Annotated in this window: 18 protein-coding genes; 13 read left to right on the top strand and 5 right to left on the bottom strand. The window is 45.0% G+C overall.

Annotated elements, in window-relative coordinates:
* Positions 1–549 precede the first annotated feature (549 nt).
* From ONT08_RS11885 to ONT08_RS11855, 7 genes are all read left to right on the top strand, one after another.
* Positions 550–2043, top strand: a complete 1494-nt coding sequence (locus ONT08_RS11885) for an RNA-binding domain-containing protein (RefSeq protein WP_264909211.1) — start codon at positions 550–552, stop codon at positions 2041–2043.
* A 185-nt stretch (positions 2044–2228) separates the two neighbouring features.
* Entirely contained in the window at positions 2229–2435 is a 207-nt protein-coding gene (locus tag ONT08_RS11880; RefSeq protein ID WP_264960019.1) for a hypothetical protein, read from the top strand.
* Positions 2436–2479: 44 nt separating this feature from the next.
* Positions 2480–2848 carry a PD-(D/E)XK nuclease family transposase gene (locus ONT08_RS11875; protein WP_264960169.1) on the top strand — a complete coding sequence of 123 codons (369 nt, stop codon included), beginning with the start codon at positions 2480–2482 and terminating at the stop codon, positions 2846–2848.
* A gap of 145 nt (positions 2849–2993) precedes the next feature.
* Positions 2994–3188, top strand: coding sequence for a transcriptional regulator (locus ONT08_RS11870; RefSeq protein ID WP_264960018.1), 195 nt, complete (start codon positions 2994–2996; stop codon positions 3186–3188).
* Positions 3176–3457 carry a virulence associated protein D gene (locus ONT08_RS11865; protein WP_022120086.1) on the top strand — a complete coding sequence of 94 codons (282 nt, stop codon included), beginning with the start codon at positions 3176–3178 and terminating at the stop codon, positions 3455–3457. Before ONT08_RS11870 ends, ONT08_RS11865 begins: the two co-directional genes overlap by 13 nt.
* A 138-nt stretch (positions 3458–3595) precedes the next feature.
* A complete protein-coding gene (locus ONT08_RS11860; RefSeq protein ID WP_264960017.1) occupies positions 3596–4156 on the top strand; it encodes an ORF6N domain-containing protein in 561 nt (186 codons plus the stop codon).
* A gap of 25 nt (positions 4157–4181) precedes the next feature.
* Complete coding sequence (locus ONT08_RS11855; protein ID WP_264960016.1) at positions 4182–4505, top strand: hypothetical protein; 324 nt, start codon at positions 4182–4184, stop codon at positions 4503–4505.
* Positions 4506–4769: 264 nt separating this feature from the next.
* Here the strand turns inward: ONT08_RS11855 and ONT08_RS11850 are convergent, their stop codons facing one another.
* Positions 4770–4979, bottom strand: a complete 210-nt coding sequence (locus ONT08_RS11850) for a hypothetical protein (RefSeq protein ID WP_147379957.1) — start codon at positions 4977–4979, stop codon at positions 4770–4772.
* A 325-nt stretch (positions 4980–5304) separates the two neighbouring features.
* Between ONT08_RS11850 and ONT08_RS11845 the strand changes: the two genes are divergently transcribed.
* Complete coding sequence (locus ONT08_RS11845; protein ID WP_264960015.1) at positions 5305–7326, top strand: alpha-amylase family glycosyl hydrolase; 2022 nt, start codon at positions 5305–5307, stop codon at positions 7324–7326.
* A 214-nt stretch (positions 7327–7540) separates the two neighbouring features.
* Here ONT08_RS11845 and ONT08_RS11840 read toward each other — a convergent pair whose 3' ends face one another.
* A complete protein-coding gene (locus tag ONT08_RS11840) occupies positions 7541–8431 on the bottom strand; it encodes an NAD kinase (RefSeq protein ID WP_264960014.1) in 891 nt (296 codons plus the stop codon).
* Positions 8432–8514: 83 nt separating this feature from the next.
* On the opposite strand from ONT08_RS11840, the gene ONT08_RS11835 reads away from it, so the two are divergent.
* Together ONT08_RS11835 and ONT08_RS11830 are read left to right on the top strand one after the other, a co-directional pair.
* Positions 8515–9087: a DJ-1 family glyoxalase III gene (locus tag ONT08_RS11835; RefSeq protein ID WP_117691939.1), complete on the top strand. Its 573-nt coding sequence runs from the start codon at positions 8515–8517 to the stop codon at positions 9085–9087.
* A gap of 67 nt (positions 9088–9154) precedes the next feature.
* Positions 9155–9823 (top strand): 2-C-methyl-D-erythritol 4-phosphate cytidylyltransferase, encoded by a 669-nt coding sequence (locus ONT08_RS11830; RefSeq protein ID WP_144154970.1) that lies wholly within the window; start codon positions 9155–9157, stop codon positions 9821–9823.
* Here ONT08_RS11830 and ONT08_RS11825 read toward each other — a convergent pair.
* Positions 9795–11717, bottom strand: coding sequence for a glycosyl hydrolase (locus ONT08_RS11825; RefSeq protein ID WP_264960013.1), 1923 nt, complete (start codon positions 11715–11717; stop codon positions 9795–9797). The genes ONT08_RS11830 and ONT08_RS11825 overlap by 29 nt on opposite strands.
* A gap of 132 nt (positions 11718–11849) precedes the next feature.
* Between ONT08_RS11825 and recG the strand changes: the two genes are divergently transcribed.
* The 3 genes from recG to ONT08_RS11810 all read left to right on the top strand — a co-directional run bounded on the left by recG (position 11850) and on the right by ONT08_RS11810 (position 15524).
* Positions 11850–13946: an ATP-dependent DNA helicase RecG gene (gene recG / locus ONT08_RS11820; protein WP_264960012.1), complete on the top strand. Its 2097-nt coding sequence runs from the start codon at positions 11850–11852 to the stop codon at positions 13944–13946.
* A 71-nt stretch (positions 13947–14017) separates the two neighbouring features.
* A complete protein-coding gene (locus tag ONT08_RS11815; RefSeq protein ID WP_006847964.1) occupies positions 14018–14338 on the top strand; it encodes a hypothetical protein in 321 nt (106 codons plus the stop codon).
* Positions 14339–14573: 235 nt separating this feature from the next.
* Entirely contained in the window at positions 14574–15524 is a 951-nt protein-coding gene (locus ONT08_RS11810; protein ID WP_118200421.1) for a peptidoglycan DD-metalloendopeptidase family protein, read from the top strand.
* 96 nt (positions 15525–15620) lie between these two features.
* On the opposite strand, the gene rseP is transcribed toward ONT08_RS11810, so the two are convergent.
* Positions 15621–17003, bottom strand: coding sequence for an RIP metalloprotease RseP (gene rseP / locus ONT08_RS11805; protein WP_117691900.1), 1383 nt, complete (start codon positions 17001–17003; stop codon positions 15621–15623).
* Between the two features lie 95 nt (positions 17004–17098).
* Entirely contained in the window at positions 17099–18259 is a 1161-nt protein-coding gene (locus ONT08_RS11800; protein WP_117586414.1) for a 1-deoxy-D-xylulose-5-phosphate reductoisomerase, read from the bottom strand.
* Positions 18260–18299 lie beyond the last annotated feature (40 nt).

The raw sequence follows: 18299 nt of genomic DNA, 5'->3' as shown, positions 1-18299 counted from the left end.
GTCTTCTATGAAAGATGATGCATATATATATAATAATGTGATAACTTGTATCTTTTGGTGCAAAATATTTAATGCGTCTGCCCTGGTGGAATATACCTTCTCAGACATTGCCACTAGGCTCAGCAGCTCTGCCGAGCCTAGTCAGTAGGTCTGCTGACTGCAGTCAGCACCTCTGCTGAGCCTAGTGACAACACCTTTTAGTCGTACAACTATAACCTCTTTAGTCGTACAACTATACACCCTTTAGTCGTACAACTATACACCCTTTAGTCGTACAACCGTAGCTTTATAGTCGTACAACTATAACCCTTTTAGTTGTACAACCGTAATATAATGATAAGCGGCTCCGCAAAACGTCAATCGTAAGAAAGGCTTCCCAAGTTCTTCCTGTTTAGACTTACTAACATTTATGCCTAAACACAGGTTTATGCAGGTGCTCCGAAAAGAAACACTTATTTTTTCATCATCATCATCCCCACATTTTCCCCTAAATCCTTGGAAGTTACGAGGAAAAGTCGTATCTTTGCCACCAACTAACAAAGACAAGGCATGACAGAAACAGAAATTAAGCAAATGCTTGCCCAAGGCGAACGACTTACCCTGGAATGCAAAAAAGCAAAGACGGAGCTCCCAAAATCTGTTTGGGAGTCATATTCCGCTTTTGCCAACACTATTGGTGGCTATATATTATTAGGTATAGACGAAAATAGAAAAGAAACGGATGTTGCCAAACGTTTTACTATCATCGGAGTTGACAATATCCCTAAGCTTATCTCTGATTTATGGAACACCATCAATAGTAACAAAGTAAATAGAAACATTTTGCTTGACTCAGATGTAGAGGTAAATACAATAGACGGGAAATCTATTATATGTATCCACGTGCCACAAGCAGATTGGCGAATGAAGCCTGTCTTCTTAAATGAAAATCCTTACAAAGGTTCCTTCAAACGCAACCATGAAGGTGATTACCATTGCACAGAAATGGAAGTAAGAGCCATGATTCGTGATGCTAACGAAGATGGCAATGACGGCGGATTACTAGATGGGTTTACTCTGGATGACATTGATACAAATACACTCCATGGTTACCGTAATCAATTCAGAATACTAAATGCCGACCATGAATGGAACGATAAGGACGATAAAGAATTCTTGCGACTTTTAGGTGGATATACTAAGAATAGACAAACAGGAAAAGAAGGACTGACGGTAGCAGGACTAATGATGTTTGGAACAGGGTTAGCCATAAGGGAGCGATTTGGAAATTTTCGCATGGACTATCTCGACATGAGCCATCTAGAAGGTGAGGAAAGATATAGAGACAGACTAACTTACGATGGGCGTTGGGAGAACAACTTGTATCAATTCTTTAGAATTGTTATGCCTAAGTTGACATTCGACTTACCTCACCCTTTTCATATGGAAGGTTATCAGCGTGTAGATGACACACCACAAATGAAAGCTGTAAGAGAAGGATTTACCAACTCGATTATTCACTCTGACCTATTCTTGGATAGTGGTATCTTAAGGATAGAAAAGCATGATGACTGCCTATGCTTACGGAATCCTGGAAATTTGAAACTTCCGATAGAAAACATCTATGAAGGTGGGGTTTCAAAAGCACGCAACCCAAGAATACAGAATATGCTCCGTATGATAGGATATGGTGAGAATATAGGTTCTGGATTTCCAAAAATTATCTCTGCTTGGCAAAAGGCAGGTTGGGGTAAGCCTGAATTAATAGATAAATACGAGTTACAAGAGGTAGAACTACGATTACCTATTCCTAATGAAACTGGTGGTCAAACTGGTGGTCAAACTGGTGGTCAAACTGGTGGTCAAACTGGATTACCAAAAACCATTGAAAAAGTTTTTGAATTAATAAAAGACAATCCGTATATAACAAGACAAGAACTCGTGGACAAAATAGGTATCAAGGCAAGTGCAATACAAAAACACATAGAAAAGCTAAAGGCTCAAAAAAGAATAGAGCGTGTTGGTTCTTCTACATTTGGAGGCCATTGGGAAATCAAAGAATAAATAACCCTTCGTTTCATCATCGAAACAACAATATTCAATAGGCGGCTCTCCTCCATTCCGGGAGTCGCCTATTTTTTTCTTTCTCCTCATCCTTTTCAAGTATTTTTTCCCTAAAACCTTGGAAGTTACGAGGAAAAGTCGTATCTTTGCGGCATCATTTAAAATAACATTAAAAGGAAAGCAATATGGATGTAGCTATAAATAATATAAAAACAACTATAACTGTTCCGCAAGTTGACTTCAACTTATTAAAGAAACTGGCAAAGAAGTTTGGCTGGGTTATTCAAACCGAAAAGAAAAGTGGTATTAAAGAAGCCCTAGAAGATGTTAAAGCAGGCAGAGTATATCATGCAAAAGATGCTCACGACTTAATCAAACAGTGCTTAGAATGAAATACTCTATTACAAACATTGTATTATAATTAATCTAACAGCCACTGTTCGACAAGCACACGGAGGCAGAGTGTATGGATATATTTGATTGTTGGATTTATATAGTGAAGAATATGAACATGTTTGAACAGATGCCATTCAGCGAGAAGTATCCAGTCTTCCGCAAGTTGGCAGAGATAGGCGACCTCCGCAAGCTTTCCCGAGAGGAACTCGAGCTGTATGACGAGGACATCAAGAATATGCGTGATATATATGCCACCAGAATGTTTGATGAAAAGAAAGGGATGGAAAAAGGTATGGCGAAAGAAAAGATAGCCACAGCTTACCGCCTTTTGTCAATGGGTCTTTCTGAAGCGCAAGTGGCAACAGCCACAGAGCTTCCGCTGGAGGAAATTCAGAAAATGAAGGAATAAGAAGAGATTACTAGGCGGTTCTCGAACATATCGGGAGCCGCCTATTTTCTTCTCAAAAAAACTTTTCCACCCTAAATCCTTGCGAGTTTCAGGATAAAGTCGTATCTTTGCACCGAATAAGTACAACATTTATATTTTTATGATTATGAGAACAGGCGACAAAGTATTAATATCTCCAGACTTGACACATGCCAAAGACTGGACACAGGGCGAAGTGATTGAAGTTGAGAACAATCCTTTCGTAGGAATTGTCATCTCCGCAAAAACCGCAGATGGAAACATATTCTTTGGATATAAGGACTTATTTGAACCAGTAAAGGAGACAGTATGTACGCACTAGCATTTGATATGGTAATTTCTGATTTACAGAAATACTATGGCGAACCTTACAACAAAGCTTACTACGAAATAAAAGAGCTTCTAAAGAAGAATGGTTTCGAATGGGTGCAAGGCAGTACATACATGACGATGAATGATGATTTGACTGCACTTGTAAAAACAGTTATGGAGCTTTCTAAAATAGAGTGGTTTAAGAAATCAGTCAGAGATCTAAGAGGATTCAAAGTTGAAAGTTGGTCGAACTTTACTGATTTGGTTAAAAACTCATAGAATAGGCGACTCTCCTCCAATCCGGGAGTCGCCTATTTTTCTTTCTCCCCATCCTTTTCAAGTATTTTTTCCCTAAAACCTTGGAAGTTACGAGGAAAAGTCGTCTCTTTGCATAAGAAAAGCTATAAAAAAGAAATTATGGGACATCAAGAAGATATTGTAAAAACAGAAAGTAAAATCATTATCATCAGGGATACGCAAGTTATCCTTGACAGAGATGTTGCTGAATTGTATGGCGTAACAACCAAGGTGGTTAACCAAGCCATAAGAAACAATCCAGATAAGTATCCTTCTGGATATGTTATCGAACTGACTAACAGCGAGAAAGAGCATGTGGTCAAAAATTTTGACCACCTCGAAACATTGAAGTTTTCTCATGCAACAGTAAAGGGATTTACAGAGCAAGGACTTTATATGCTTGCCACAATATTAAAATCACCAATGGCGACAGCCACCGCCATTGCCATCATTGATACTTTCACTCAACTTCGCAAATTGGCAAGAACTATAGATAAGGTGAATGAAGATGCAAAGGAGCATGGTATTTTACCAGACAAAGCAACAGAAGGTAAGATACAAGCTGCCATGAACGAAGTCTTCGCAGATAAGCTGCCATTAAAAATGCGCAGTTTGACTTTTGGGGTAAATTTAGGAGTGCTGAAATTTTCTATAGAAACCAAAAGAGAATCCAAAGAATAAAACAATATAAAAAGGAGGAAAGAATATGAACATGTTTGAACAGATGCCATTCAGCGAGAAGTATCCAGTCTTCCGCAAGTTGGCAGAAATAGGCGACCTCCGCAAGCTCTCCCGAGAGGAACTAGAGCTGTATGACGAGGACATCAAGAATATGCGTGATATATATATTACCAGGCGGTTCTCGAACATATCGGGAGCCGCCTTTTTTGTATGCCTTTACGTTATGCAAATCGTATTAAGCCTTCTGTACGTTTTCAAGATTTTTATGATCATATTCTTTAACAGACAATGGGATGGATTTTTGCACTTGCTTGTTGAATTCGCATTCTTTGTCTTCTATGAAAGATGATGCATATATATATAATAATGTGATAACTTGTATCTTTTGGTGTAAAATATTAGGTTTATTTATACTTTGATATATGTCATGTGATTATACGACATTTGTCATACGGCCGTACGACAAGTGTCGTATAAACGCATGACAAATGTCACGCAATCGCAAGAAAGGCTTCCTTGCATCGTTATAATTGATTCCTTGCATCGTATAAGTTGCGGCATTGTTATCATCCATCTCACCATAGCCAAGCATCGGGACGTAATTTTCATTTCCTCAGTTGGCTATGATTCCTCCTCTCACCAGCCATTTCGCAAAGAAGCGGTCACTAACCAGATAGCCAGTTGGAGTCTTGCTTACCAGCTGCTTATCTACCAATGCCTTTAATGCCGTTTTCACGCTGCTCGTAGCTGGAAGATGGTGGGTGCTGATAAACTGCTGGCTCAACGGCGAAGATACCAAATGCTCACGAACTATCGCCCACAAAAGGATTGTTCAATCTTGCCATATCTTGTTATCATTCATTATACAAACGTTCATTGCGCTTTTTACGCAACGCAAATTACGCAATAAAAAACGAGACCGCCAAATGTTTTCCAGTTTTTTAATAATAATTATCTTCTAAAACTACATATACCTTAATTATATATAGAAGAAAAGCGCACCGGAATGCAAACGTTTGCACAATTTATTCGCTTGATTTGCATCAATTTTTGAACAAGCTAATGAAATAAATCGTAACTTTGCCAACGTATAACAATACAACTTGCAATTAAACATAAAATAATAATCACAAAATACAAAGATAATTATGAAGAAGATATACTTTACACTTATCGCTTTACTGGCAAGCATCAATATGTTTGCACAAGGTTGGCCTGCTAACTATAGTGGCGTCATGCTGCAAGGATTCTCATGGGATTCTTACGACTACTCCCAATGGAGCGTCCTAGAGAAACAAGCCGACGACATGAAAGGTTTCATCGACCTAGTATGGCTTCCACAAAGCGGAAAATGTATCGAAACCACACAGGTGATGGGCTATATGCCATATTATTATTTCAACCAGAACTCCTCATTCGGAACTGAGGCTGAACTCAGAAGTCTGATTGCCAAGTTCAAAGCCAACGGCATAGGCGCAATTGCTGATGTTGTGGTCAATCATCGCAATACAGACGGCTGGTATACCTTCCCTGCAGAAACCTACAAGGGAGTGACCTACCAGATGTTGTCTACCGATATCTGCAAGAATGATGATGGTGGAAAAACTGCTACACAAGCAAAAAAAGACGGGGTTAGCCTCAGCAATAACTATGATGAGGGAACCGACTTTGGAGGATGCCGTGATATTGACCATAAGAGCGAGAACGTACAGAAGATTATCAAGGCATATCTGAAATTTCTGAAGGAGGATATAGGATATACCGGTTTCCGCTACGACATGGTAAAGGGTTTCAGCGGTACCCACGTGGCTGACTACAATGATGCAACAGGTGTAAAATTCTCTGTGGGTGAATATTGGGACGGAAACCCATATATCATCAATTGGATAAACAGCACCAACAAGAAGAGTGCAGCCTTCGACTTCCAGTTCCGTTACAATGTGCGTGATGCAGTGAATGGTGCAGCCGACGGAAAGGTAGCCTCTTTTTCTGATTGGAGCAAGCTCAATAGCACTAACAATCTGATGCACGATGCCAACTATCGCCAGTATGCAGTAACATTCGTGGAAAATCACGATATGCAATATCGTTCTGCCTCTGAGCCTCTTGACCCTCTACGCAAAGACACCTTGGCTGCCAACGCCTACATGCTTGCCATGCCGGGCACACCTTGCATCTTCCAACCACACTGGAGAGCCTACAAGCAAGAGTTGAAGAGCATGATCGAAGCCCGCAAACTTGCAGGCATCACCAACATGAGCAATTATACCAACAAGATGGCGCAGACCTCTTGCTTTGCCAATGAGACTACTGGCAACAAGGCGAAACTCATCGTGGTTGTAGGAAACAACACCAAGACATATACTCCAAGTGCTGATTATGCACAGATTCTCGAAGGATACCACTACCGTTATTATCTTTCTAAATCTGCAGAAACCGCATGGTGCAATATACCGACTGGCGAATACGAGGCAGGATTCAGGGCTAAGCTTACGGCTGTGAGTCAGAACAGCAATGCCAAACTGGTATACACTACTGACGGCACAGACCCTACAGCCAAGAGCAAGCAGGTGGCTACAGGTAGCACCATCAACATAGATGAGACCTGCACCTTGAAGGTTGGCTTGCTCAGCAACGGAACCGTAACAGGTATCCGTACTTACAATTATACCATCAAGGCATTCGAGCCATATACCATCACCATATATGCCAATGCCGACCAGGTAACCAACTGGGGGGCAGCCATGTATTTCTACGCATGGAATTCCAGCGAAACCTTTACACAAGCCTGGCCAGGTACTGCTGTTACAGCAACCAAAACGCTGAACGGAAAGAAGTGGTACTATATGGACTTCAAGATCAAAAGCAAGGATGCTATCGTAAACATCATCTTCAATCAGGGAAATGGAACAGGCAAGAAGCAGACCGTAGACTTGAATGCCGGCAACAGCACCAAGTATTATGAGATTACCACTACACAGAGTCAAGGCAAATACACCTGCAAGGATGTTACCGCCATCTGGGCACCAACAGGCATCACAGGAACTCCAACCATAAGCAATACCACAACAGACAATGCATGGTATACACTTAGCGGTATGAAAATGGGTAAGAAGCCTGCAAAGAATGGTATTTACATCCATCAGGGAAAGAAAGTGATTATCAGATAAGAATACAACAAATAAGTTCAAAGAATAGTTTCAGTTTTTAGTTTAAGTTTTTCAGTTTTAAGTTTTTAGGTTTATTAAGGTTTATGTTTTTAGGTTTAGTTTTGTGTGAACAAAATTATTAGTTAGTTGTTTTAGGTTAGGAAAAAGAGGTATACCCAAGAGTCATCTTCGGGATATACCTCTTTTCTTATTTTAATTATCTTTCTTATTCTACTTATCTTTCGCGCTGGTCAGCACCCCACATCAGTTTCTCTCTCAGGGTAGAGAAATAACGCTGGTTGCGCTGCTTCACAATCTTGATGCTATGAGGAGCCTTTCGGATGATGAGGCGGGTTTCCTCCGTCATACGCTCACTGCGTCCATCGATGGCTACCAGATAGTTGTGGCTGCGACTCTCGATATCGAGCGTGATGACTGCCGTATCGTTGATGACGATAGGACGGATGTTCAGACTGTGAGGAGCCACCGGAGTAAGACAGATGCTGCCACTCTGCGGAATGATGATAGGTCCGCCATTAGATAGATTGTATGCCGTAGAACCTGTTGGCGTAGTAACAATCAGACCATCCGCCTGATAAGTGACGAGGAATTCGCCATCTACCTGCGTACGGATGGAAATCATCGAAGCATCATCACGCTTCAGCACGGCAATATCGTTGAGTGCGAACGGATTGCCAGCCAGAACGCCTCCTTCAGCCTCAACCTGAATCACCGCATGCTCCTCTATCAGACATTCACCAGCATAAAGACTGTCCAGCGCCGACTCTATCTCGCTAGGCAGCACATCGGCAAGGAAGCCCAATCTGCCCATATTCACACCGATGATAGGCGTACCCTTGGCTCCCACCCGGCTCGCCGCCTTCAGGAAGGTACCGTCACCACCCATAGAGATGACATAATCCACATCAAAGTTGTAATCCTCGAACACCCCAGCCGCCTTCACATCGAGTTGCTGGTCGCGGGTAAGAAACTCATAATAAGCATTCTCCACATAAACTTCAGCCTCCTTCTTTTCAAGATAAAGAAGGATTTTCTCTATCGAAGCCGACTTCTTAGCCTGGTATTCATTACCAAATATTGCGAATTTTAAATGTTGCTGTGCCATTTATTTTGTTATTTCAATTATTATTCTTACTTTTGCAAAGGTAATAATATAATTCGAATAACGAAACAAAAAACGAATAAATTATGGCAAAGGTATATGAATTTCTTGCCAATGGCTTCGAGGAAATCGAAGGATTGGCTCCGGTTGACATCCTCCGCAGAGGTGGTGTAGACATCAAGACAGTAAGTGTAACGGGTACAGAATGGGTAGAAACATCACATGGTGTAACCATCAAGGCTGACCTGAAGTTTGAGGATATTTCCAGCTTTGAAGATGCTGACATGCTGATGATTCCAGGCGGAATGCCAGGAAGTACGAATCTCAACGAGCACGAAGGTGTACGCCAGGCGCTCATCGCCCAGCACAAGGCTGGAAAGCGAATCGGTGCCATCTGCGCAGCCCCAATGGTTCTGGCAAGCACAGGCATCCTCGAAGGAAAGAAGGCTACCTGTTATCCTGGTTTCGAGCAGTATTTCGGCGAGAACACCGAATATACCGCCACCCTCTTCCAGGAAGACGGCAACGTGATTACGGGCGAAGGTCCTGCCGCAACCCTCCCATACGCTTATAAGATACTGAGTTACTTCGTAAGCAAGGAAACTGTGGCTGCCCTGCAGGATGGCATGATGTATGATCATCTCATGAAAAGCAAATAATAACAATGAGTGAAGAAAGGCAGGATTAGAATTCTTCACTCTTCACTTTTAACTCTTCACTTAAAAAATGGATTACGTAATCATAGTAGCCGGAGGCAAGGGCCTCCGCATGGGAAGTGAGATTCCCAAACAGTTCTTGCCAGTAGCGGGCAAGCCTATCCTGATGCGCACCATAGAGCGTTTTCATGAATACAACCCTGCATTGAACATCATTCTGGTTCTGCCGGAGAGTCAGCAGGCATACTGGCACCAGCTCTGCGAGGAGCATCATTTCAGCATCAAGCACCAGATAGCCAATGGTGGCGACACCCGTTTCCAGTCATCCAAAAACGGACTGGCTCTCATTCCTGATGATGAAGATGGCGTTGTGGGCATTCACGATGGTGTGCGCCCATTCGTATCTAAGGAAGTGATTGAAGAATGTTTCGAGACGGCTCGCGAAGAATATGCAGCCATCCCTGTATATGCCGTAACCGACACCTTGCGCTATATTGACCAGCACGGAGGCGGAAAGAACGTGCTGCGCAGCGATTACCGCGTGGTGCAAACTCCCCAGACCTTCGACATCGGTCTGGCAAAGCAGGCTTTCAACCAGGAATACAAGGAACAGTTTACCGATGATGCTTCGGTGGTAGAAAGTCTTGGCTGTCAGGTTGCAATGGTAGAGGGTAACCGTGAGAACATCAAGATTACCACTCCATTCGACATCAAGGTAGCGGAAGCTTTGCTGGGCTGATAATCTGCATGTCATCCCTGTTAGACAGGATGACGAAGACTGAGCCATAAGCTGGCAAGTTCAAGTTCACTATCTGGCGGATTCTGGAAGTACCGGTACGGAAGGTTGCCGTAATCTGGCGCTCCTTATTCTCCTGATTAATCAGGAAATAGATATCCTTCCTGCCCGTTGCCTCCAGAACCAGACGGTGGGCATAATCCATATTCTCAGGCAGTATGACATCCGGATCGATGCCATACTGCGAGAAGTTCTTCGCCTGATAAGGCTTGTCGATGATGACGATGCCTTCCTCACGCAATTCCTCCAGTTTCGCTTTTATCTCAGCAGAGAGAGAGCTCTCCGGCTGCGAAATCAAGAGAATGCGATAATCCTGATTTCCAGGCAGTTTTCCCTTCGGACTGTATCCGAAATTCCATTTCAGCAAGGCATCCTTGTTGATCAAATCGTATTTGTAACCACGAGGGGCACGATAGCTGTTCTTCTGTGCGGGGTTTCCCGAAGGATGAAACACAGCGATATCAACCACCGGTCTGCCCTGCTGCAGATAATGCTGACACATGGTGATGTAATCCATGAAACCCCGAGCCTCAGGATGCCGGACAATATCATGCAGGAAAATGAACCTGTTGATGCCAAGCACCAGGTGGCGGTCTATCAAAGGTTTGAGCAAGGCGGGCGTTCCGTTCCGTGCGCCATAGTTTCCTGTACAAGCCACAGCCTGAACCGGATTTTCATTATAGATATGGGCTCTACTTACGGCACGGAACATATCGTCGGGATGATCGGTACGCGGGATAGCCTCACAAGAAACCTCAACATACTGTTCTTCTGCCAGACGGGTGAAGGTCTGGAAGAACTTCTCCTTTACCAGTTCCTCGATGGTGAGACGGATATCATTCTGTACCTGTTCGTATCGGGAAGCCGACTCCAGCGGAACACCTGCCATGACAGGAAGATAAGGGATGAGATCATAGCCGCGGCGCGCCTTGAATTCTTCGGCAAACTGACAGCCCCAATTCTGGCTGCCCCACTCTCTCGGGTCGATATACAGATACGACACCACATCGCCATGCGGACGGTCCAGTAACGGCGCATACCAGGAATCGAATAGTTTCTTTACGGCTGCCGGTGAGAACCTGTCCACCTCAAGTCCCATACCTTTCCCATCCGTTGCATGAGTCTGACCCGTTGAGGTATGTCCCATCCGCAACAGGCACCAGGAGCCCTTAGGCAACTTATTCTGCAAGATACCATTCACCATGCCACCCATCACCATTCCCCCTTCCATCTTCAAGGGGAGCACATCAGTCATCGGCACCGCCTCGCTCCGGGCAGCCGAATCGGTTGCGTTGCGCCAGGCAGGACCCGTTTTCCCTTTAAAGCGGATGGCAAAAGCAGCAATATCCTGATAATATCCACCTTCGCTTCCGGCAGACTGCATCTTTCCGTCCTTATAACTCTCGGGCTGCCACATCTGCAAACCTTCAATCTTCTTTCCGCCCTTCACGATGGTATCGGTCCAGACAACCTTCTGCATCGATTCATCAGGGAGGACAAGCGGATTACCAGGCAGGACATGGATGCCCATATTAAAATCGAGAGAGTCGGCTAGCTGGAAGGAATAATCCATCATCTTCCAGAACTCAGGCGACAGCTGTGCCACCCCGTCCTGAAATTCCAGACGCTCGCCGGCTTCACGTACCGGCATCAGCCAGATACCGCCCATACCTACATTCTTCATACCCGTCAGATCAGCATGAATACCCGGTCTGGAAACGGAGCCATACTTCCAGTTCCAGAAGGTCCAAGGCTTAGCCTCGTCATTATATGCCATTGCCGACACAACCAGAAGCGCCAGCAAAGCTATCACCATATATCTTTTCTTACTATTCATGAAAGTTTTAATCTTATTCGGTGCGAAGGTACGAAGAAAAATCAATATAAACAAATAAAAAAGCCACAATTGCGGAAAAAAAGAGTTAAACATTTTGGCTGTTTTGCCATAATGTTGTACTTTTGCATCATTATGAATAGTATTTTAGACCAAGACATCATGTTCCTGCCAGGGGTAGGACCCAAGAAGAAAGAGATACTGAGCAAGGAGCTCGGCATCAACTCTTATAGTGACCTGCTGGAATACTATCCATATAAATATGTAGACCGCTCCAAGGTTTTCCACATCAGCGAACTCAATGCCGACATGCCCTTTGTACAGCTCAAAGGCAAGATACTCAGCTACGATGAGATAGATACCGGCAAGCGCAACAAGCTGCTGGTAGCCCATTTCTCAGACGGCTACGGTGTGGCTGACCTCATCTGGTATCGCGGTGCCCAATACATCATGAAGACTTACCGTGTGGGAACCGAATATCTCGTTTTCGGAAAGCCAACCGTCTTCAACGGCAGATTCCAGTTTACCCATCCCGATATGGACGATGCCACCAATCTCCAGATTTCAGAGATGGGCATGCAGCCCTACTACTCGCTTACCGAGAACCTGAGAAAACGCGGCTACACCTCACGTTCCATAGAGAAGATGACCAAGCAGCTGGTCACCATCCTTCCTCCACTTCCCGAAACGCTGCCAAACCATATCGTAGACCGTCTGCATCTGGTTTCACGCGATGCAGCCATCCGCATGATTCATTATCCGCATTCCCATCAGGAGATGCAGAAAGCACAGGTACGCCTTAAATTTGAGGAACTCTTCTATGTGCAGCTTAATATATTAAGGTATGCCACCGACCAGCGACGCAAGTTCAGGGGATATGTCTTCAACCGCATCGCCGATATCTTCAACGGGTTCTATGCCCATCATCTGCACTTCGAACTGACAGGGGCCCAGAAACGGGTGATGCATGAAATCAGAGCCGATATGTGCAGCGGCAGACAGATGAACCGTCTTCTGCAGGGTGATGTAGGTTCAGGCAAGACGCTCGTGGCACTCATGACCATGCTCATTGCGCTGGATAACGGTTATCAGGCATGTATGATGGCACCTACCGAAATTCTTGCCGAGCAGCATCTGCAAACTATCTGCGACTTCCTGCAGGGAATGAATATCCGGGTAGAACTGCTCACAGGCATCGTAAAGGGGAAGAAGAGAGAAAAGATTCTTGCCGATCTGGCTACGGGCGACATCCAGATTCTGGTGGGCACCCATGCCATCCTCGAAGACCCGGTGGTTTTCAGAAGATTAGGCGTAGCCGTCATCGATGAGCAACATCGCTTCGGTGTGGCGCAGAGAGCCAAGCTGTGGAACAAGAGCGAGAATCCGCCTCATATCCTCGTGATGACCGCCACTCCTATCCCCCGCACCCTCGCCATGACCATTTATGGTGACCTGGACGTGAGCGTGATTGATGAACTGCCACCGGGCAGAAAACCGATACAGACGCTACATAAGTTTGATACCCAACTCACCAGTCTCTATCAGAGCATCCGCCGCCAGATTAATCTCGGCAGACAGGTATATATCGTCTTTCCGTTGATCAAGGAAAGCGAGAAGAGCGACCTGAAGAACCTGGAAGAAGGTTACGAAACGCTGAAACAGGCATTCCCGGAGTTCAGACTGAGCAAGATACACGGAAAAATGAAATCTGCCGAGAAGGAGGTAGAAATGGAACTGTTTGTGAAGGGCGAAACACAGATTCTCGTTGCCACTACCGTAATAGAAGTTGGTGTAAATGTGCCCAATGCTTCTGTGATGGTTATCCTAGATGCACAGCGCTTCGGTCTCTCCCAGTTGCACCAGCTGCGAGGCCGTGTAGGAAGAGGCTGCGACCAGAGCTACTGCATTCTGGTAACCAACTATAAGCTTTCTGAAGAAACCCGCAAACGTATTGATATCATGTGCGATACGAACGACGGTTTCCGTATCGCCGAGGCCGACTTGAAACTCCGTGGTCCCGGCGACCTGGAGGGAACGCAGCAGAGCGGCATGGCTTTCGACCTGAAGATAGCGAATATTGCCAGAGACGGTCAGCTGGTACAACTGGCGCGCACAGAAGCACAGGAAATCATCGACAACGATCCCGAATGCAATGCTCCTCACAACGCCCTGCTCTGGAACCGCCTCAGGGATTTGAAGAAAACCCATATCAACTGGGCAGCCATCAGTTAAAGTTAATAGTTAAAAGTTTACAGTTAGAAGTAATCATAAAGTTCAATGCTCAAAGTTCAAAGTAAAAAGCAATGGATAGAAGAAGAAAGCCGGCTATCAGAGAGCCGCGACCAGAAATAACCCTGGAAGAAATGAGAGCCATTCTCGAAAACATTACAGAAATAGAAAGCGCAACAGGCATCAGATACGTCAAACTGCATGTCACGGCAAAGATGATTATCGGTATCAGAGAGTCATCGGGTAAGGAATTTACCATCAATCTCAACGACCTCTACCGCGCTTATCAGGAATGCCTCCGATTCACCAGTCCGGAAGTAAAAAAGTATATTTTCATGGGGCATTCTCCTGCCGTGGCTCTGTTGAGAATGCTACAAAAGCATGAAACGTACTAAAAGTCAACTCCTTGCATCTTATTTTCCTAATGTAAGTTAAAAATAAGGCTAGGGCGTTAAATATCGCCCGTTTGGCTTTAACAACTTTGGTTTTTTGAAGTTTTTTTGTTATATTTGCAACGTCTATATAACAAAACCGCTACATGAAGGCATTTGCCTTAGTGGTTTTTGCAGAATTTCTTGTATGATTCTGCGCTGTTGACACGAACCTAAAAAAGAAAATAGAAAAAGTAGTATGAGTTTTAAAAAGAGTATAAAGAAAATTTCGGTCGTTGCATTGTTGGCGCTAACAGCTTCTCCCGTTTGCGGACAAGACCTGTTGGCAAGACAGGCACCTGTAGACCACAGAATGAAATCGCTCGACACACTCGCTGTGTCGCATTATCGAATGATTGAAGATAGAGAAAACCCTGCAGCCGAGCTGTATGAGGATTTCTCTAACAAGTACGCTCACAGGGCTACAACCTTACCTGAGCACTTCCGCATCGATCTCCGTCATTTCTGCATGCCAACTCCTAGTCGCGTTGTCACAAGTAACTTCGGTTACCGTGCTAGCTTTGGCCGCCAACATAAAGGTATGGACATCAAGGTTTATATTGGCGACTCAATCCGCTCAGCCTTTTCAGGCAAAGTTCGCATCGTAAGATATGAAGGTGGTGGTTACGGTAAGTACATCGTGATTCGTCACTATAATGGTTTGGAGACCATCTATGGTCACCTCTCTAAGCAGCTCGTTACTGAGGGCGAAGAGGTAAGAGCCGGCGATGTGATTGGCTTGGGTGGTAACACGGGTAGAAGTACCGGTTCGCATCTCCACTTTGAGACCCGTCTCTGTGGTGTGGCTCTGAACCCGGCACTCTTCTTCGACTTCCGCAACCAGGACGTTACAGGCGACTTCTACAGCTTTAACCGTGATACCTACGAAAGCGAATCAGCTGATGCCAATGCTGCCCGCGGCAAGGTTGGCAACGGTGGTTACACCAGAGAGCAGGTTAACGGCGGCGAAGTGGGAAGATACAACGAACTGCCTGCTGGCCACGAGAAGCTCTACCACAAGGTGAAGCCAGGCGAAACGCTTAATTCTATCGCCGAAAAGCGTGGCGTAACTGTCGAGCAAATCTGCAGACTCAACGGCTACCGCAAAGACAAGAAGGTTAGTGTAGGACAGATTATCAGATACGTATAATACGTATAAAAGAATAAACTCAAAAAAAAGGAGGGTGTGTCATTAATTTATGACACACCCTCTTTTTTAGACCTTTATTTTCGCGATTCCCCGGCATTACAAGATGCCGAAGAGTCGCAATACATCGTTCAGATTGGCAACGACAAGCAGAAGAATCAGTATGCCGAAACCAATATACTCAGCACGCTCCATGAACTTATCGCCCGGTTTGCGACCTGTGATAATCTCATAGAGAAGGAAGAACACATGTCCACCATCAAGAGCAGGGATAGGAAGAATGTTCATGAAGGCAAGAATGATACTCAGGAACGCTGTCATAAGCCAGAATGCATGCCAATCCCATACAGATGGGAAGAGACTGCCCAGCGCACCGAAGCCACCTAGGCTCTTGGCGCCTTCCTTAGAGAAGACATACTTCATATCGCCCACATAACCGGCCAAGACATTCCAGCCGTATTTGATGCCGGCAGGGAAACTCTCGAAGAAGCCATAGTTGACATGAGTAATCTTATAATCGAGCATGACAGGATGATTGTAGAAACCAAACTTCACACCCTCTTCGGTAGACTTCAGGAGAACACTCGACTTGACGGTATCGCCAGAAGCCTTGAGATAAGTAACCTGAGCTGTAAGTGCTCTGGCACTATCCTGCGGCGTTTCAGCCGAAGCAAGCACATCCTCTACTCTGCCCAATTCAATCTGAAATTCGTTGAAAGAGACTACCTTTTTATTATTAATAGCAAGAATCTTATCACCCTTTGTCAAACCGAGTTTGCTGGCAGGTGAATCCTTCATCACACTATCAATCTGCAGCGGTACATACACATCTACGAAGCGAGGACTGCTCTTAATCATATCGAGCATGTTGAGATCACCAGGCAGATTAAGCGTCATCGGTTTGCCCTGACGGATGATATTGACCTGCTTAGCCTCAGAGAGATTACGATACAGATCGCCATCAAAGGTCTTGAACTCACCCAGATCGGTGCTTACCAGAATATCCTTGTCCTGGAAACCCAATGCCTTTGCCTCGGTATTGAACTTCATACCATAACTCATATCGCGGGTAGCCACATAATTATCGCCCCAATGGAACAGAATCATGGAATAGATAAAGAGAGCCAGCACGAAGTTAACCAGCACGCCACCTATCATGATGAGCAGGCGCTGCCATGCCGGTTTGCTGCGAAACTCGTATGGCTGTTCCGGCTGTTTCATCTGTTCGGTATCGAAACTTTCATCTATCATACCCGAAATCTTACAATATCCTCCGAGCGGCAACCATCCCAAACCATAGGTAGTATCCGAATTCTTTGGCTTGAACTCGAAGAGATGGAACCAAGGGTCGAAGAACAGATAGAACTTCTCCACTCTTACACCAAAGAGTTTGGAGAAGAAGAAGTGTCCGCCCTCATGGAGCAACACTAAGATGGAAAGCGACAGCATCAACTGCAACGCTTTAATCAAAAATACTTCCATTTATTTACTTTGAACTTTGAACTTGGAACTTTGAACTTTATGATTAGCCCTACGTTCTGCGCTCATTTTGATTATTAATTCTACATTATTAATTATTACTTGTGCATCAGCTCTGTAGCTATGCGGCGAGCCTCAGCATCGGTCTGCAGATAGACATCGAGGTCGGGATTACTGTCAAAAGTAGCCTTCGCCATCGTCTCTTCGATGATATCAGCCATCTGAAGGAAGCCACACTCACCTTTGCGGAAGCCGGCATTCACTATCTCGTTGGCTGCATTCACGATACACGACATATTACCACCCTTTCTGATGGCATTGAAAGCCAGTTGCAGACACTTGAACTTCTGATAGTCAGGCTTGAAGAACTGCAAATCCTGCGTCTTGAAGAGGTCAAGACGATCGCCATTCAGATGCAGACGCTGAGGAAAAGAGAAAGCATACTGGATAGGCAGACGCATATCTGGTACACCCAACTGAGCCTTGACAGCTCCATCAACAAACTGAACGGCACTATGCACAACGCTCTGCGGATGGATAAGCACCTCTATCTTGTCAGCCGGAACCCCGAAGAGCCATTTAGCTTCTGTCACCTCGAAGCCCTTGTTCATGAGCGAAGCCGAATCGATGGTTATCTTGGCGCCCATATCCCAGGTAGGATGCTTGAGGGCATCGGCAGCAGTCACCTTCTCCAACTGCTCGTGGGTATATTTACGGAAAGGACCACCCGAACAGGTCAGAAGAATCTTCTCTACCTCGTTGTCGCCCTCACCCACCAGACTCTGGAAGATGGCACTATGCTCGCTGTCAACAGGGAGGATAGGCACATGATACTCCTGTGCAAGATTGCAAATCAGTTCACCCGCTACCACCAGCGTTTCCTTGTTGGCAAGACATATCTTCTTACGCGTCTTGATGGCATGGATGGTTGGTTCCAGGCCCGAGAAGCCTACCATGGAAGCCAGCACCATATCGATAGGCTCAGCCTGTACGATATCGCAAAGCGCCTGAGCACCGGCATAAACCTTGATATCAGGCTCATCACTGAGCATATCCTTCAGCTCCTCGTAGCGAGCCTCATTGGCTATGACCACAGCAGCCGGATGGAACTTGCGAGCCTGCTCGGCAAGTTCCTGCACTCGGTTGTTGGCGGTGAGGCAATATACCTCGTAAAGGTCACTATGCTGCTCGATGACATCAAGCGCCTGTGTACCGATACTTCCCGTAGAACCGAGAATACATATCTGTTGTTTCTTCATTTACTTTGAAATTATTAACTTTGAACTTAGAACTTTATGA

This window comes from Segatella copri (assembly GCF_026015465.1).
Classification (GTDB): Bacteria; Bacteroidota; Bacteroidia; order Bacteroidales; family Bacteroidaceae; genus Prevotella; species Prevotella copri_E.
The sequence above is the reverse complement of the archived record's forward strand: the minus strand, read 5'-3'. Positions and strand labels throughout refer to the sequence as shown.

Coding starts and splice junctions, on each gene's coding strand:
- rseP (WP_117691900.1), bottom strand. CDS start 17,003: ATGGAAGTATTTTTGATTAAAGCGTTGCAGTTGATGCTGTCGCTTTCC.
- ONT08_RS11855 (WP_264960016.1), top strand. CDS start 4,182: ATGAACATGTTTGAACAGATGCCATTCAGCGAGAAGTATCCAGTCTTC.
- ONT08_RS11810 (WP_118200421.1), top strand. CDS start 14,574: ATGAGTTTTAAAAAGAGTATAAAGAAAATTTCGGTCGTTGCATTGTTG.
- ONT08_RS11845 (WP_264960015.1), top strand. CDS start 5,305: ATGAAGAAGATATACTTTACACTTATCGCTTTACTGGCAAGCATCAAT.
- ONT08_RS11840 (WP_264960014.1), bottom strand. CDS start 8,431: ATGGCACAGCAACATTTAAAATTCGCAATATTTGGTAATGAATACCAG.
- ONT08_RS11800 (WP_117586414.1), bottom strand. CDS start 18,259: ATGAAGAAACAACAGATATGTATTCTCGGTTCTACGGGAAGTATCGGT.
- ONT08_RS11830 (WP_144154970.1), top strand. CDS start 9,155: ATGGATTACGTAATCATAGTAGCCGGAGGCAAGGGCCTCCGCATGGGA.
- ONT08_RS11860 (WP_264960017.1), top strand. CDS start 3,596: ATGGGACATCAAGAAGATATTGTAAAAACAGAAAGTAAAATCATTATC.
- recG (WP_264960012.1), top strand. CDS start 11,850: ATGAATAGTATTTTAGACCAAGACATCATGTTCCTGCCAGGGGTAGGA.
- ONT08_RS11835 (WP_117691939.1), top strand. CDS start 8,515: ATGGCAAAGGTATATGAATTTCTTGCCAATGGCTTCGAGGAAATCGAA.
- ONT08_RS11870 (WP_264960018.1), top strand. CDS start 2,994: ATGAGAACAGGCGACAAAGTATTAATATCTCCAGACTTGACACATGCC.
- ONT08_RS11825 (WP_264960013.1), bottom strand. CDS start 11,717: ATGAATAGTAAGAAAAGATATATGGTGATAGCTTTGCTGGCGCTTCTG.
- ONT08_RS11865 (WP_022120086.1), top strand. CDS start 3,176: ATGTACGCACTAGCATTTGATATGGTAATTTCTGATTTACAGAAATAC.
- ONT08_RS11885 (WP_264909211.1), top strand. CDS start 550: ATGACAGAAACAGAAATTAAGCAAATGCTTGCCCAAGGCGAACGACTT.
- ONT08_RS11815 (WP_006847964.1), top strand. CDS start 14,018: ATGGATAGAAGAAGAAAGCCGGCTATCAGAGAGCCGCGACCAGAAATA.
- ONT08_RS11880 (WP_264960019.1), top strand. CDS start 2,229: ATGGATGTAGCTATAAATAATATAAAAACAACTATAACTGTTCCGCAA.